Source organism: Gilliamella sp. X-60, from assembly GCF_057063585.1.
Genome location: NZ_JBXSQJ010000002.1, coordinates 88,498 through 104,029, shown reverse-complemented (window position 1 = coordinate 104,029; position 15,532 = coordinate 88,498). Strand labels below are relative to the sequence as shown.

Genomic DNA, 15,532 nt, shown 5'->3' with positions numbered 1-15,532 from the left:
AATTAGTTTTTTGCTGTCTTTTTGACTCGCTCAACAAACATCATTACCACAAAAGCAATAACCGTTAAATAGATGATGTAAGCCCCATAAGTTGCTAACATATCAATCAGTGAACGCCCTCGCATGGCAAAATCGCGGAAAAATCGAAATAACCAAACTAATGGAAATGCGTGGCTAATGTAGTATGTCCAAATTGGCATAATACCCACTGCCATTGTCGATCCCCCCATAATAAATCCCGGCGGAACCAAGAAGATCATTCGGCTTGCACCTTCGCCCGGATTTTTTGTTGTCCAAGAAAGTAAAAAGGCTAACCAACCAAAAGCAAGCCCTGTCATAAATACACTTGGTACAAAAGCAAAATAGTTACCTTCAAAACGCAGTTGTCCAAATATTACCAGTATGGCGGTAATAAGGGTTAATGCGGTTGTGTAAAATAGTGCATAAGGAATTGTTCTTGCTAATAAAGATAAGAAGCCTCTTTCTATGGCCATTTGCCACATGCCGGTTACTTTTAATCGACCAATAATCATTAATGAGGTTAACCCGTAAGTTAATGATGAAAAAAAGTAAACAAAATAAATAATTGTTGAAATTGTCGATGAACTCGCTGGATTAAACAGGTAGCGTGTTTTAAGTTGCATGGGTGATAAGGTCGCTTCAATGCCTTCTTTACCAAGCCCTAATGCGGCGATTTTACCAACACTCAGTTCGGCGCCTAATTCAGGAATATATTCATTAAGACTTTGTAGTACTTTGGCATTTTGTGCATCATTGGTGTCATCAGCAAAATAACCTAGGCGAACGGTTTGCTCGCCTTTTTTTAAGCTTTTTTCTAAGCCTTTAGGAATATATAAAACACCTAAATTACGATCGTGTGAAACTAAGGTTATGGGGTTTACTGGCGATCTTATGACCTCGGTTACTTCAATGTAAGGTGATGTATTGACTTTACTAATTAATTCCGTCGAATAATTTGAGCCGTCAAGGTCAATCACTGCAATTTTACCTTCAAATACGGCTCCGTGACTTAATACAATAGAAAACACCAGCGAAACAATGGCCACTAAGCCAAGCGAAACTTTATAATAAGGGATAAAGTGACCTGACAACATGGCGTCAAGTTCTTCAAGCATAGATTTAATGATGTTTTGCATCATTGATCCACCTCAAGTGTCATTCCGGTTAATAGTTTTGGAATCGATTCTATGTAAATTCTAACTTGATAAGAGGTTAGATCGGCTTGACCACGTTCTCGTGTCATACGTAAATCGGCAAATGATGGCGCAGCGGTGGCAAAGCGGACTTTACCTTTTACTTCTTTATTTAGCGCAATCACATTAGCGGTGATAGTTGTGTCAGGTTGATAATCATTCACCATTTTTTCATTCACATAAATGTCGATATATTTGCGGTTAGTCTCTAACAATACTGCTGGCGCACCGTTGGGTACCATTTCGCCATCTTCAAACATCAGTTTTAATATTTTTCCATCTTCAGGTGCTGTTAACGTTAGTCGTTCATAATTGAGTTGTAACTGTTTTAATTCAGCTTCACCTTGCGCAAGTTGTGCCTTAAGCTGTGTTAGTTGATTTTGGCGATTTTGGAGCTTTTGCCGTGCAATTAAGATGGACTTTAATGTCATGCCGGTTGCATTTTGTGTTTGTTCAAATTGGCTTATTTGTTCTGGTGTTGCGCCAATCATTAAAGTCGATAATTGACTTTCAATTTGCACAACTTGCATTTTGGCATTAATAAATGCATTACGTGCATTATCAAGTTGTGACTGTGAGTTGCCACCTGTTTTGCGTAATTGTGTTTGGCGATCAAATTCAGTTGTCGCTAAATTGCGAGCAGATTTTGCTGCTTCTAAATTGGCTTGTACTTCTTCAATTTTGCGCCAAGTTGTTAATTCTGAAAGGTTAGTCTCGTTTTGCGTAATTTCAATAGCGGCTTGTTCTTGATTGACTGCTGCTTTTTGGCTATCAACTAAAGCTTGTAAGCGATCGATAGCCAGCTTGGTATCGATATCTTCTAATTGCATTAACCGATCACCTTTTTTAACCATTTGTGACTCTTGCACAAATCGTTGGGTGACTTTTCCGCCGACATTTTGAAAGGCAATATTAATTTCGTCAGCCGTTAATACGCCAGATTTAATGCTTTTGGCAACAGATACCGCATCATTTCTTGAACCTACAAAGATTAAAAATGAGCCCAAAATGAGTAGAAGTAAAAAGATAACAGGAATTTTGACATTTTTTTTCATATATAGCTTATTTTCCATTTATTTAGTCAGCTAACTATTTAAGTAAAAAGAATGACTTTAATGATTAAAGTCTGTTATTTTCGTAATAATTTGCGCAACATCGCGATTAAAGACTCTTGTTCTTGCGAGTTTAGCACCTGCGCAAAAGCGCGAATCGATTTAAGGTGGTTAGGCAATGCCTCTTGAATCAGCCTTTCACCGGCATCTGTTAAAGTGATTAGGCGAGAGCGACCATCTTCACCACTTTTTGTCATCGAGATTAAAGGTGCTGGAGATGCCAGCATGCGTTTAACCATGACAGATACCGTCGCCGGTGTGACGCCAATGCGCAAAGCAAGATCGCTGGCACAGGTTTCACCTTCTGAATACAGTGACATCAGTAGGGCAAATTTACCCTCAGAAACGCCATAATCTTTATCTAATTGTGCATAGATATTCGCGCGAATGAGATCGGCGGTTGTGATTAAACTTAAAACCAGATCAACACCGGAAACTTCAACAATGTCATTATTAAATCTTTGTGCACGTGCTAAGGTTTCACGTGAAGGAAGCTTTCTTGAATTGTAATTCAATTATCATTACTCGATTTATTTAGTCGGCTAATTATAAACATTTAATTATGGTTGGCAACTTTTTTAGCTGTTTTTATTGATTTGCTGGGTAATTAAGTCGGGTATTTTGATAGGTATTTTTGATTTTTATCTATTTTTAAACAAGCCTTAACTTCAAATTATGACTTCAACAATCACTTTTACTACTAAAGTGGTAATCCTTGAGGGTAGTTATAATCTGTACCAAGTTTCATACAATGTTATCAAAATAAAATTAAATCATTAAATTAAAATAAAATTGGAGTTTTGTATGAGTAAAACCAATCTCGTTATTATTGGTAATGGGATGGTTGGACATCGTTTTGTCGAAGAGTTAATTGATAAAAAGCAGTCCAATCAATTCAATATTACTATTTTCTGTGAAGAGCCACGTCTTGCCTATGATCGGGTGCATCTTTCTTCTTATTTTTCTGGGCATACTGCCGAAGCGCTTTCTCTGGTTCGTGAAGGATTATACAAAGAGAATAATATTAATGTTTTACTTAATGAACGGGCTATTTTAATCAATCGTCAGCGTAAGGAAGTCCATTCTCAACAAGGGCGAATTGTTGCTTATGATAAATTGATTATTGCGACAGGCTCTTATCCTTGGGTGCCGCCGATTAAAGGTGTTGAGGGATCTGATTGTTTTGTTTATCGTACGATTGAAGATCTTGATGCCATTCGCGAATGTGCAAAGCGTTGTAAAAAAGGCGCTGTTGTGGGCGGTGGGTTGCTAGGGCTTGAAGCTGCGGGGGCTTTGAAAAACTTAGGTATGCAAACGCATGTGGTTGAGTTTGCCCCAGTGCTTATGGCTGAACAGCTTGATGTGCAAGGCGGAGAACAATTACGTCGTAAAATTGAGGAGATGGGGGTCGGGGTTCACACCAGTAAAAATACCCAAGAAATAATTCATACGCCTGAAGGTAAAATCATGCAATTTGCAGATGGTTCTTCACTTGAAATCGATTTTATTGTTTTTTCAACCGGTATTAGAGCAAACGATAAATTAGCTCAACAATGCGAGTTAGAAATCGGCCCTCGTGGTGGGATTGTAATTAATGATTATTGCCAAACATCAGATTCTGATATTTATGCTATTGGTGAATGCGCTTGTTGGCAAAGCAAGGTTTTTGGTTTGGTTGCACCCGGCTATAAAATGGCTCAGATTGCTTTAGCGCATTTAATGGGTCAAGCCGATAAATTTGAAGGTGCTGATATGAGCGCTAAGCTAAAACTGATGGGTGTCGATGTTGGCAGTATTGGTGATGCTAAAGCGAAAACAGTGGGGAGTCGTAGCTATGTTTACTTAGATGAGACAACGCCAGTTTATAAAAAATTGGTTGTTTCGAGTGATAATAAAAAGCTCTTGGGTGCGGTATTAGTCGGCGATACGTCGGATTATAGTAATTTATTACAATTAATGCTTAATGATATGGATCTCCCCGAACACCCAGATACGTTGATACTACCAGCACATGCAGGCGCAAAGCCGACTATGGGTGTTGATGCGCTTCCCGATTCAGCACAAATTTGTTCTTGTTTTGATGTGACTAAAGAAAAAATTATCCATGCGATTAATGCAGGTTGTCATACAGTTGCAGCCATTAAGGCAGAAACAAAAGCCGGAACGGGATGTGGTGGCTGTATCCCACTTGTTACGCAAATTCTTAATTTGGAATTAGCTAAACAAGGGATTGAGGTCAGTGATGCCTTATGTGAACATTTTAAATACTCGCGCCAAGAGTTATATCATTTAATTCGTGTTGAGGGCTTAAAGTCATTTGATGAAGTGATTAAAAAACATGGTAATGGCTACGGTTGTGAGGTTTGTAAACCCACGGTTGGATCGTTATTAGCCTCATGTTGGAATGATTATATCCTTAAAGATAATTTGATTCCTTTGCAAGATAGTAATGATATTTTCTTAGGTAATATTCAAAAAAATGGCACTTATTCTGTGATTCCTCGTAGTGCCGGTGGCGAAATTACACCAGAAGGATTAATTGCCATTGGTCAAATCGCTAAAAAATATCAACTCTATTCTAAAATTACCGGATCACAGCGCATTGGTCTATTTGGTGCACAAAAAGATGATCTACCGGCTATTTGGAAAGATCTAATAGAAGCAGGGTTTGAAAGTGGTTATGCTTATGCTAAAGCGTTAAGAATGGCAAAAACCTGTGTGGGTAGCACTTGGTGTCGATTTGGTGTAGGCGATAGTGTGGGATTGGGGGTAGAACTCGAAAACCGCTATAAAGGTATTCGTGCACCACATAAATTTAAACTGGGTGTATCTGGTTGTACGCGTGAATGTGCCGAAGCTCAAGGTAAAGATATTGGGGTGATTGCCACTGAAAAGGGATGGAATCTTTATGTTTGCGGTAACGGGGGAATGAAGCCTCGTCACGCCGATTTACTTGCTGCGGATCTCGATAAAAACACACTAATTCAATTTATTGACCGTTTTTTGATGTTCTATATTCGTACTGCAGATAAATTACAGCGAACGTCAGTTTGGCTTGAAAATCTAGAAGGTGGTATTGATTATTTACGCAGTGTCATTATAGACGATAAGTTAGGTGTTAATGCAGAGCTAGAAAGTGAGATGGCGCGCTTACGTAAATTAATGGTATGCGAATGGAAAGAAACGGTTGAAAATAATGCAAACCAAATTCGATTTGCGCACTTTATTAACAGCAGCAAACGTGATGAGAATGTCCAAATTGTACCTGAACGCGATCAGCATCGACCAGCTACAGCCGAAGAACGTAAAGTAATGTTAGGGGAATAATATGAGTCAATGGATAACTATTTGTAAACTTGATGATATTTTGCCAGGCACTGGCGTTTGTGCTCTTGTCGGTAATGATCATGTTGCTATCTTCCGTCCTTATAATAATGCTGAGCTTTATGCGATTAGTAATATTGATCCTTTTGCTAAGGCAAGTGTTTTATCTCGTGGCATTATTGCGGAGCATGAAAATCAGTTATGGGTGGCAAGCCCGCTGAAAAAACAACGTTTTCGTTTAAAAGATGGCTATTGTTTTGAAGATGAACAATACTCGATCGCTCATTATGAAGTCATCGTCAATGATGATGGGATGGTACAAGTAAAGTCGCACTAAACCTATTTTTAAAAGGATAAAGTTGTTATGTATACTGAAACGATTAATAAATGTGCAGCCAATGCTGCGCGCATTGTTCGTTTGGCAAAAACGAATCCATTTAGTTTTTGGGTAAGTTCTGCTATGGCAGGGGCTTATGTAGGGCTTGGTATTATTTTAATTTTTACTCTAGGAAATCTCGTTGATCCTGCAATGAGACCGTTAGTTATGGGAGCAACGTTTGGTATTGCATTAACGTTGGTTGTTATAGCCGGATCGGAATTATTTACTGGGCATACCATGTTTTTAACGCTTGGTGTTAAATGCAAAAAAATTACCCATGGCCAAATGTGGTTGGTATTACCGCAAACATGGTTAGGTAATTTATTAGGATCAATTTTTGTAGCTGCATTGTATTGTTATGCTGCAACACCTTTATTATCCACAGATACCAGCTTGGTTCACGCCGCAGCTTTAGCCAAAACATCGGCTACGGCGTCCGCATTATTTTTTAGAGGCGTGTTATGTAACTGGTTAGTTTGTTTAGCAATTTGGATGGCTAATCGAGTTGAAGGCTCGGCAAAATTTATTGCTATCTGGTGGTGTTTATTAGCATTTATTGCTTGTGGTTATGAACACTCGGTTGCAAATATGACCTTATTTGCACTTTCGTGGTTTGGTCATCATAGTGATGCTTACACATTAACTGGAATTGGTTATAATTTGTTATGGGTCTCATTAGGAAATCTTGTTTCTGGTGCGTTATTTATGGGGCTAGGATACTGGTATTCAACGCCGAAAGCAGAGCGCCCAGCATAACGATTTAATTAGCGAGATGTTATTACCATAATCAACCTAGGGGGGAATGTATAGTGAATAATTCCCCTTCTTTAAAAAAGTGCTAAATTATTTAGTCTTCTATTTTGTTTTCATTGCTATTAGTGATACAAAATAGCGGTGCGATTAAAAATAGGATAAGCAATAACATTCTATTATTAGAGGCTAGGTGTTGATAAATTTTTAAACAGAGAGTGTTCTATTTTGAGGTGCTATGGATTATTTTCCCCTATTTTGTAAGTTAGAAAACCGTGATTGCTTATTAGTCGGTGGTGGTGAAGTCGCTGAACGTAAAGCGCGATTATTGCTTGAAGCAGGTGCTCGCCTGACGGTAAATGCGCAAACCTTTAATGAACAATTTATGTGTTGGCATGAGCAAAAGCAACTTACCCTAGCTCAAGGGGCATTTGATGCTGAATTACTTGATAATAAGTGGTTAGTCATTGCTGCGACAGATTGTCAAGAGACTAATCAAAAAGTAAGTATGGAGGCTGAAAAACGATGTATTTTTTGTAATGTTGTTGATGCTCCTAAAGCGGCAAGTTTTATTATGCCCTCGATTATTGATCGTTCTCCTATTATGGTTGCCGTCTCTTCGGAAGGACATGCTCCTGTTTTGGCCAGATTATTGCGCGAAAAACTAGAGTCTATATTACCCCAACATTTAGGTAAATTAGCTAAATATGCTGGTTATTTACGCGATAAAGTTAAACTAACCTACCAAACAATGACAGAACGACGACGTTTTTGGGAAAGACTATTTTCGCATGATAGATTAGCTCAAGCGCTTGCTAATAATGATTCTGATGATGTTGAAAAACTCACGAATGAGTTATTTGATACATCACTTGATGCTCGTGGCGAAGTGGTTTTAGTTGGCGCTGGGCCTGGTGATGCGGGATTATTGACGCTAAAGGGGTTACAACAGATCCAACAAGCGGATATTATTGTCTATGATCGATTGGTCTCAGATGACATTATGAATCTTGCTCGTCGAGATGCTAAGCGTGTATTTGTTGGTAAACGCGCAGGATTTCATTGTGTACCGCAAGAGCAAATAAACCAGATTCTTTTACAACAAGCGCAAAAAGGTAAACGTGTTGTACGCCTAAAAGGCGGAGATCCCTTTATTTTTGGTCGTGGCGGTGAAGAGCTTGAAACATTATTTAACGCTGATATTCCTTTTTCCGTCGTCCCGGGAATTACAGCCGCTTCGGGTTGCTCTGCCTATAGCGGAATCCCATTAACGCATCGAGATTATGCCCATAGTGTGCGTTTAATCACTGGTCATTTAAAGGATGGTAGTCATCTTGATTGGCAAAGCCTAGCGGCTGAAAAACAAACGTTAGTGTTTTACATGGGATTGTCGCAAGCTGAAAATATTGAAAAACAATTAATTAAGCATGGTATGAATGCAAATACGCCGGTAGCCATTGTTGAAGAAGGCACCACAACAAAACAAAAAGTAGTATCGGGCTTATTATGTGATTTAGCGCAATTATCTTTGCGGGCTGGTAGCCCAAGTTTAATTATTATTGGACCTGTTGTGGCATTACGTGAAAAACTGAGTTGGTTTTCTGAACATTAATTGGAATAGGTAGGTCAGTTTTAGTGGTGCGCAATTCTACGATTGTATTTTTTCGCCACTTATAAAAGGTGCAATTATTCACTTTAAAAAGTGGCTAATGAAATAGATCATTAGCCAATGAATAAAATATCTATCAATTTAATACGGGCATGATGCCTGCTAAATAATAAGACAAAATATCAGGTCGGTGTATCAACATCATCCCAATCCGCATTTTCAAAGCAAGTTAACCAATTTAATGCATAATGGCGCTCTTGAATAACACCACTTATAATTGATGCGGGTGGTTGCTTATCTTTCATCCTAAAATCTCTGGTTATCCAATGTAAGCGGTAGTGCAAATCTAAAGCATCTAACAATTCACTAATAGGTCTTAAGGTCACTGTAGAAATATCTTGCTCACTATGTTGCATTCCTCCGTCAACTAGCGATGAAACATTACAGATAGTATCAGCAAAAGGGAGCTCACATTGCCAATTGATTGCCCATTGTAAAGGTAATAATGCTTCGTATTTCCAAGACATATCGATGACATCTTGCTCTGTTGGCTGCCCGCTATAAATAAAGTCACGTTCATTATTTGATAAAGCCGCAAACCCCGTTGGGCAACGCTCTTTAAATTCCATCGGATTAATCGGATCATTTTCTCGAAAGCTTTCGGCTTGAATGCCTGTTAACATTATCGCTAAAGCACGTTTAGCTACTTCTTCAGGTGTTCTAAGTATTACTTCGGATTCAGCAATAACCGGTGGTAAATGTGTCGGCGTATGCAATCCTAATTTGGCTAAATACTGCTCAGTTTTTGTTTTGCGCTTTAATGCTTCTGGTGGGTAAGGGATAACTGCATCTAAATCAATATCACCATCAGGATATTGCAATACTTCTCCATCAGGATTACGAATAGTTCCATCCGGCATTAATATAATGGCATTTGCCTGCCAGCCCCAAGTGGTAAACTCACTGAAATTATCTTCTTCAATCTCAAAGGCAAATTGATGTTTAACTCGTTGGATATGGCGATACAAAGCATAACGATGTGAATTTATCTGCCCATCTCCCGCTTGCATGACATAACCGATAAAACCATCAAGGTGTTTCATCAATTCAGAATCATCTAATCCGCGATGATATAAACGTTCACAAGGGAAATCAATGGCTGGTGGATGAGTGACTGTAGAATAAGCATTAATCAATATTGGCATTTCAAACATTCCTATTTCAGATTTTGTGTGTTTTATGGCTATAAATAGCGGCTATTTGTTTGTGCAATTCTATTATAAGTTATCGTACCTTTCTAGTTTTCAATGCTCTGTTTCATTTTTTATGATGCTTGTTATTTTTTTGAATAAATAATGTTATTTACCAAATCGCCGAACAAGAAGATTTGGTGTTATACATCGTTTTGCCCTATAAGGTAACGCATAAAGATTTATCTATTTTTATTTTTCAGTGGATAAGATTATTCCTTACTTTGTAGATACCATACGGTCATTTCCATTCGTGATTTAAAATTAAGTTTTTTGAATATACTTTTGATATGTACTTTGACTGTGCTTTCTACGATACCAAGCTCTTTGGCGATCAGTTTATTTGATAATCCTTGGACTAATAAATTAAAAATTTCATTTTCTCTTGGTGTTAACAAGCTGACATCATGTATTTGCTTTGTGGTTGGCTCTTTGTTATGACGCATGTAATTGAGGATAATATGTGAAATAGCATTATCCATAATGAGCTTGCCAACCGAAATATCCTTTAGTGATGTTAAAAAATCTTCGGGCTCCATATCTTTTAATAAATAGCCATCAGCACCAGTTTTTAGTGCGGTGATAATATCTTCTTTCGCATCTGATACCGTAAATATAATGATACGGCTAGAGATGTTTCTTTCTCGTAAATAGCGTAATATTTCTAGTCCATTAACATCTTGCATATTGATATCAAGCAGAATAATATCGGGATCAAGCTCTTCTGCTAGTTTAACGCCTTCTATTCCAGAGCCAGTCTCACCAACAATTTCAAAATGGTTGACAGTATTGATTAACTGTTTTACGCCATTTCTTAACATTGGGTGATCATCAATAAGCAGTATTGAGCTATTTATTTGTTCCATTTTTTACTCTTTTATTGCCTTAAATGGAATGGTTTTATTGGCTTTAAATGTTACCATAATTTGTGTCCCTTTGTTGGGGAGGCTATCTATTATTAAATTACCATTTAGTGTTTCAACTCTATCACGCATAATGATCAAACCATAATGATTGTCTTGTTTAATATCATTTTGTAAGCCAATGCCATTGTCTTTTATGTAAACAGAGATAATTTGATTGTCATCAATTTTTAAACTTACAATGACATGTGTGGCTTTAGCATGTTTGTATATATTATTAAGTCCTTCTCGAATAATCTGTAATAAATGAAATGCATATTTACTATTGATAATATTTAATGGTAAATGGTATTCAAACTGAATGTTGAGTTGTAATTTTTGATTAAATTCTTCAATTAATTCTACTAAGCTTGCATAAAAGCCAGTTTGATTAAGGCGTAAGTGAAAAGAGGTAATCAGTTCTCTTAACTGAGAATAGGTGATATTGATCTCTTTGCGCATAGTTGCTAATAAATCAATACTGTTTTGAGATGTTAAATCTGACTGCATTTGTAAGCAGCTAAGGTGTATTTTTAAACAAGATAGCGATTGAGCGATGGAGTCATGTAGCTCTCTGGCCATGGCTGAGCGTTCTTTCATTAATAAATATTGCTTTTGTTGTTCTATTTTTCTTTCTAGCTTCATTGCAGTGGTCATTTGCTCAATCAATCCCATAATTAAGTTTTCTTGCTCATTGGTTAATATGACTTCTTCTGATTGTAAAGCGAATAATATCCCATATTTTTCGTCGTTCTCTTGAAGATACCAATGACGTTGAAAACCATTTTTTTGATCAGGTTTTGATGAGATCAAACATGCACTGCAAGTGGAATTTTGGCAATAGGGTAATTTTTGCTCATTATCATAACTGATTTGTTGATAATGCTTAGGATCATCTGATTCATAAAAGCGAATTTGAAATTGAGTTAGTGGGACTAATTCCTCTAGCTCGCGTAATATTTTTAAAAAACGTTCACATAATGGTTTTGAAGTATGTAGTTGCTTGGTTGCTTGATATTGAAAGGAAACGATCTTATTGGTTTGTTGTAATTTAGCAGTTTTTTCAGCAACTTGTTGTTCTAGCAATAGATATTGTGACTCGATCTGAGTTAACATTTTATTGAAGGCCTGCCCTAATAGATCAAATTCATTCTTTTTGGCTCTAATATCAAAACGCGCTTTAAAATTGTGGTTCGAAATAGCTTCGGCCATATCAATTAGTTTTTTCCATGGAGCAAGAAGACAGTAACGTAAATAGTAGATCTGAGCGATAAGAAATAGAGCAATGATAACAATAAATAATTGTTGTATTTGGGAAATATGTTGAATCTTTTTCTCGGTATTTTGATCAATTTTATGTACTAACTCATTAATACGAATAACATAATTTTCAATGTCACTTTTTATATCATCCATTTTTTGTGCTTGCTTTATTTTAGTTGTAAGTCGAGTTTGCCAATCAGTTTCTAACCGATTAAATTCATTCATTAAGCCATAGCGTTTTAAGAGCATGAGATGCTGCTTGGATGAAGATATATCCATAAAAATGTTCAAGTGGTCATACTCTTTTTTGTTAAGAGGAATCATGGTAAGCAGTTGGTAGTTCTTCATTCTTAGTAAACCTAATTGATTAACCATATATGCCCCACCTGTTGCATCATTAGCAACCTGAATTGAAAACGATAAGGCGATTAAAGCAATAGTACCTAAAAAAAACATTAATAGTGTTAAACGATTAATAATTGATGCACTGTAGCCAATTTTTCTTTTCGACATAAAAAACTCAACATTATTTTATAATTTTATTTCAGATAAATAGCAATTTATGATTATTGTAGCCTGAAAAGAGTATACCTCTGATTTTTTTTGTCACTTTTTGCGATCTTTTGGTAAACAGCGCTTGCAACAAGGATAAATTTTGCGTAAAATTCACGCCCTATAAGATTAATCGCGCAGACATATATGTTTAATCAAGTAATCGTCTGCTTTTTATTGCGGAGTTAAGTATGTACGCAGTTTTCCAAAGTGGTGGTAAACAACACCGAGTTAGCGAAGGACAAGTCGTTCGCTTGGAAAAAATTGAAGTCGAAACAGGTGCAGAAGTTGTTTTCGATAAAGTTTTAATGGTAGCAAATGGTGAAGACATCAAAGTTGGTGCTCCGTTTGTTGAAGGTGCAACAATTAAAGCAGAAATTGTTGAGCACGGTCGTGGTGACAAAGTGAAAATTGTTAAATTCCGTCGTCGTAAACACTATCGTAAACAACAAGGTCACCGTCAGTGGTTCACTGATGTAAAGATCACTGCAATCGCTTAATAGGAGTATCGAACAATGGCACATAAGAAGGCTGGTGGTTCATCACGTAATGGTCGTGATTCCCAAAGTAAACGTTTAGGTGTTAAACGTTATGGTAGTCAAGAAGTTCTTGCTGGTAATATTTTAGTTCGTCAACGTGGAACTCAATTCCACCCAGGTACTAATGTAGGTTGTGGTCGTGACCATACTCTATTTGCCTTAATTGATGGACAAGTAAAGTTTGAAGTTAAAGGACCTAAAAACCGTCGTTATGTTAGTGTAGTTGCTAATAGCTAATTTAAAAGCGGTTCAAAAGTTATAGAAGCCTCACAGTTATTGTGGGGCTTTTTTCATTTCTTGAAATTCATATAAAATTGATGGCGATATGATAAAACAGCAAAATGTTAAATTAGGTTTTGCACTTGCCATGTTAACTGCAGTGATGTGGGGCATTGTGCCAATTGCAATGAAATATGCACTAGTCGTTGTTGATCCATTAACATTAGCTTGGTCGCGATTGGCTATTTCAGCGCTTGGTATTACTATCTGGCTGGCTTACAAAAAGCAATTCCCTAATTTAATGATGTTTAAAAAACGTCGTCGTTTTATTTTATTGATGATTGCTGGATTTGGATTGCTGGGTAATTTTGCATTATTTGCAAGTGCTGTTCAGTATCTTTCTGCCACAACAGCGCAGGTGGTTGGGCAAACTGGCATTGTGATATTTATGATTTCAAGTGCTTTTATTTTTAAAGAGCGACTAAGACCGACTCAGATTATTGGTATCTTAGTATTACTCACAGGGCTTGCACTATTTTTTAATAAAAATATTGTTGACCTTTTTTCTAATATGTCTGCGTATGGTATTGGTGTTTGGCTTGGCTTATTGGCTTCTGTATCGTGGGCTTGTTATGCACTTGCTCAAAAAGTGCTATTACGAAAATTGCGTGCAGAACAATTACTTTGGTTAATCTATCTTATTTGCACTGTATTTTTGTTGCCTTTTACTTCACCAAGTAAAATAGCCAATGCTGATGTAACGCAACTGTTCGCTATCATATTTTGTGGTTTGAATACCATTATTGCTTACGGTGCGTTAGTGATGGCAATGGAACGGTGGCAAGGCGCACAAGTGAGTGCAATAACAACCTTAACACCATTATTTGCACTGATCTTTTCAGATTTGTTTGCATTAATTTGGCCTGAAAAGTTTGCTATGCAGTATTTAAATATTTTAGGTTATATTGGCGCCGTGTCTGTTGTTGCGGGCGCAATGTTTGCGACCATTGGGCATTATCTTTGGCATCCAAGAAAAGGCTGGCTAATTAACCGCAATAAAGGGGAAGAATAATGAAATTTGTTGATGAAGCATCAATTCGAGTTGAAGCAGGAGATGGTGGAAACGGTTGTGTCGGTTTTCGCAGAGAAAAGTATATACCCAAAGGTGGTCCTGATGGTGGCGACGGTGGTGATGGTGGTGATGTCTTTTTTATTGCCGATGAGAATTTAAATACACTTGTTGATTTCCAGTTTGAAAAAAATTATCGCGCAGAAAGAGGTCAAAATGGACAAGGTTCTGATTGTACGGGAAAACGCGGTCGAGATATTACTGTTAAAGTGCCTGTGGGAACACGTATCACGGATAAATATACAGGTGAAGTTATTGGTGATTTAACGCATCATCTACAAAAAGTGTTAGTTGCCAAAGGTGGCTTTCACGGTTTGGGTAATGCGCGTTTTAAATCTTCGGTGAATCGTGCCCCAAGACAAAAAACCGATGGTACTCCAGGTGAAAAACGCGATGTATTATTAGAACTATTATTGCTTGCTGATGTTGGCATGTTAGGTTTACCTAATGCTGGTAAGTCAACATTTATTCGTGCAGTTTCGGCCGCTAAACCGAAAGTTGCCGATTATCCATTTACGACCTTAGTACCTAGTTTGGGTGTTGTTCGAATGGATAATGAGCAAAGTTTTGTTGTTGCTGATATCCCTGGTTTGATAGAGGGTGCATCAGATGGTGCAGGATTGGGCATTCGTTTTTTAAAACACCTTGAGCGTTGTCGTGTTTTAGTTCATTTAATTGATATGGCACCAGTAGATGAATCAGATCCGATAGAAAATGCTAAAGTAATTATTCAAGAAGTTCAGCAATACAGCGAAAAATTAGCGAATAAACCGCGCTGGTTAGTATTTAATAAAATGGATGTATTAGGGCCTGAGGAGAGTGCTAAACGTGCGGCTGAAATTGCTAAGGCGCTTGACTGGCAGGATAAATATTATGTTATTTCTGCCATTAATCAAGAAGGCGTAAAAGCGTTATGCTGGGAATTAATGGAATATATCAATGCCCATCCACGCGAAGCCGAACAAGAAGAATCATTACCCGAACGAGTTGAATTTATGTGGGATGATTATCATCAACAAGCAATGGATGAAGCTTTTGATGATGACGATGATTTTGATGATTGGGATGAAAGTGATGAAGAGGGCGTAGAGTTTATTTATCAAAAATAGTCATTATTACGGTCTTTTTATCTGAATTTAGCTATTGTATAAAAACGTTTTATAAAAGTAGAAAGACAATCTTCTGCTTATTTTTTTTATTTTTTAACAAGTTGAATATAAAAACAGTTTTATGAAATAAGTGAGTCAGGTATTTATTTTCGTCTAATTTAGGAAAGGCCAAAAAATACTT

General features: G+C 37.2%; 14 protein-coding genes. 8 read left to right on the top strand and 6 right to left on the bottom strand.

What is annotated here, in order from left to right:
• Positions 1 to 2 precede the first annotated feature (2 nt).
• The 3 genes from ACYIAM_RS01580 to ACYIAM_RS01570 form a co-directional block, all read right to left on the bottom strand.
• On the bottom strand, positions 3 to 1,160 hold the full coding sequence (locus ACYIAM_RS01580) for an ABC transporter permease (RefSeq protein ID WP_483747016.1): 1,158 nt from the start codon (positions 1,158 to 1,160) through the stop codon (positions 3 to 5).
• Entirely contained in the window at positions 1,157 to 2,269 is a 1,113-nt protein-coding gene (locus ACYIAM_RS01575; RefSeq protein ID WP_483747015.1) for an HlyD family secretion protein, read from the bottom strand. Before ACYIAM_RS01575 ends, ACYIAM_RS01580 begins: the two co-directional genes overlap by 4 nt.
• A gap of 74 nt (positions 2,270 to 2,343) precedes the next feature.
• On the bottom strand, positions 2,344 to 2,841 hold the full coding sequence (locus ACYIAM_RS01570; protein ID WP_085247173.1) for a MarR family winged helix-turn-helix transcriptional regulator: 498 nt from the start codon (positions 2,839 to 2,841) through the stop codon (positions 2,344 to 2,346).
• Positions 2,842 to 3,130: 289 nt separating this feature from the next.
• Between ACYIAM_RS01570 and nirB the strand changes: the two genes are divergently transcribed.
• The 4 genes from nirB to cysG all read left to right on the top strand — a co-directional run bounded on the left by nirB (position 3,131) and on the right by cysG (position 8,391).
• Positions 3,131 to 5,653, top strand: a complete 2,523-nt coding sequence (nirB, locus tag ACYIAM_RS01565) for a nitrite reductase large subunit NirB (RefSeq protein WP_483747014.1) — start codon at positions 3,131 to 3,133, stop codon at positions 5,651 to 5,653.
• Position 5,654: 1 nt separating this feature from the next.
• Complete coding sequence (gene nirD, locus ACYIAM_RS01560; RefSeq protein WP_174797938.1) at positions 5,655 to 5,987, top strand: nitrite reductase small subunit NirD; 333 nt, start codon at positions 5,655 to 5,657, stop codon at positions 5,985 to 5,987.
• 27 nt (positions 5,988 to 6,014) lie between these two features.
• Positions 6,015 to 6,785, top strand: a complete 771-nt coding sequence (gene nirC, locus ACYIAM_RS01555; protein WP_483747013.1) for a nitrite transporter NirC — start codon at positions 6,015 to 6,017, stop codon at positions 6,783 to 6,785.
• Between the two features lie 232 nt (positions 6,786 to 7,017).
• On the top strand, positions 7,018 to 8,391 hold the full coding sequence (gene cysG / locus ACYIAM_RS01550) for a siroheme synthase CysG (protein ID WP_483747012.1): 1,374 nt from the start codon (positions 7,018 to 7,020) through the stop codon (positions 8,389 to 8,391).
• Between the two features lie 179 nt (positions 8,392 to 8,570).
• On the opposite strand, the gene ACYIAM_RS01545 is transcribed toward cysG, so the two are convergent.
• From ACYIAM_RS01545 to narX, 3 genes are all read right to left on the bottom strand, one after another.
• Positions 8,571 to 9,593, bottom strand: a complete 1,023-nt coding sequence (locus ACYIAM_RS01545) for a DUF4272 domain-containing protein (protein ID WP_483747011.1) — start codon at positions 9,591 to 9,593, stop codon at positions 8,571 to 8,573.
• Positions 9,594 to 9,850: 257 nt separating this feature from the next.
• Complete coding sequence (narL, locus tag ACYIAM_RS01540) at positions 9,851 to 10,504, bottom strand: two-component system response regulator NarL (protein WP_483747010.1); 654 nt, start codon at positions 10,502 to 10,504, stop codon at positions 9,851 to 9,853.
• 3 nt (positions 10,505 to 10,507) lie between these two features.
• A complete protein-coding gene (gene narX, locus ACYIAM_RS01535; protein WP_483747009.1) occupies positions 10,508 to 12,316 on the bottom strand; it encodes a nitrate/nitrite two-component system sensor histidine kinase NarX in 1,809 nt (602 codons plus the stop codon).
• Between the two features lie 230 nt (positions 12,317 to 12,546).
• On the opposite strand from narX, the gene rplU reads away from it, so the two are divergent.
• From rplU to cgtA, 4 genes are all read left to right on the top strand, one after another.
• A complete protein-coding gene (gene rplU / locus ACYIAM_RS01530) occupies positions 12,547 to 12,855 on the top strand; it encodes a 50S ribosomal protein L21 (protein ID WP_025314436.1) in 309 nt (102 codons plus the stop codon).
• Positions 12,856 to 12,870: 15 nt separating this feature from the next.
• Positions 12,871 to 13,131: a 50S ribosomal protein L27 gene (rpmA, locus tag ACYIAM_RS01525; protein ID WP_034915250.1), complete on the top strand. Its 261-nt coding sequence runs from the start codon at positions 12,871 to 12,873 to the stop codon at positions 13,129 to 13,131.
• Between the two features lie 88 nt (positions 13,132 to 13,219).
• Positions 13,220 to 14,185, top strand: a complete 966-nt coding sequence (locus ACYIAM_RS01520; protein ID WP_483747008.1) for a DMT family transporter — start codon at positions 13,220 to 13,222, stop codon at positions 14,183 to 14,185.
• Complete coding sequence (gene cgtA, locus ACYIAM_RS01515) at positions 14,185 to 15,351, top strand: Obg family GTPase CgtA (RefSeq protein ID WP_483747007.1); 1,167 nt, start codon at positions 14,185 to 14,187, stop codon at positions 15,349 to 15,351. Before ACYIAM_RS01520 ends, cgtA begins: the two co-directional genes overlap by 1 nt.
• The last annotated feature ends 181 nt before the right edge of the window (positions 15,352 to 15,532 follow it).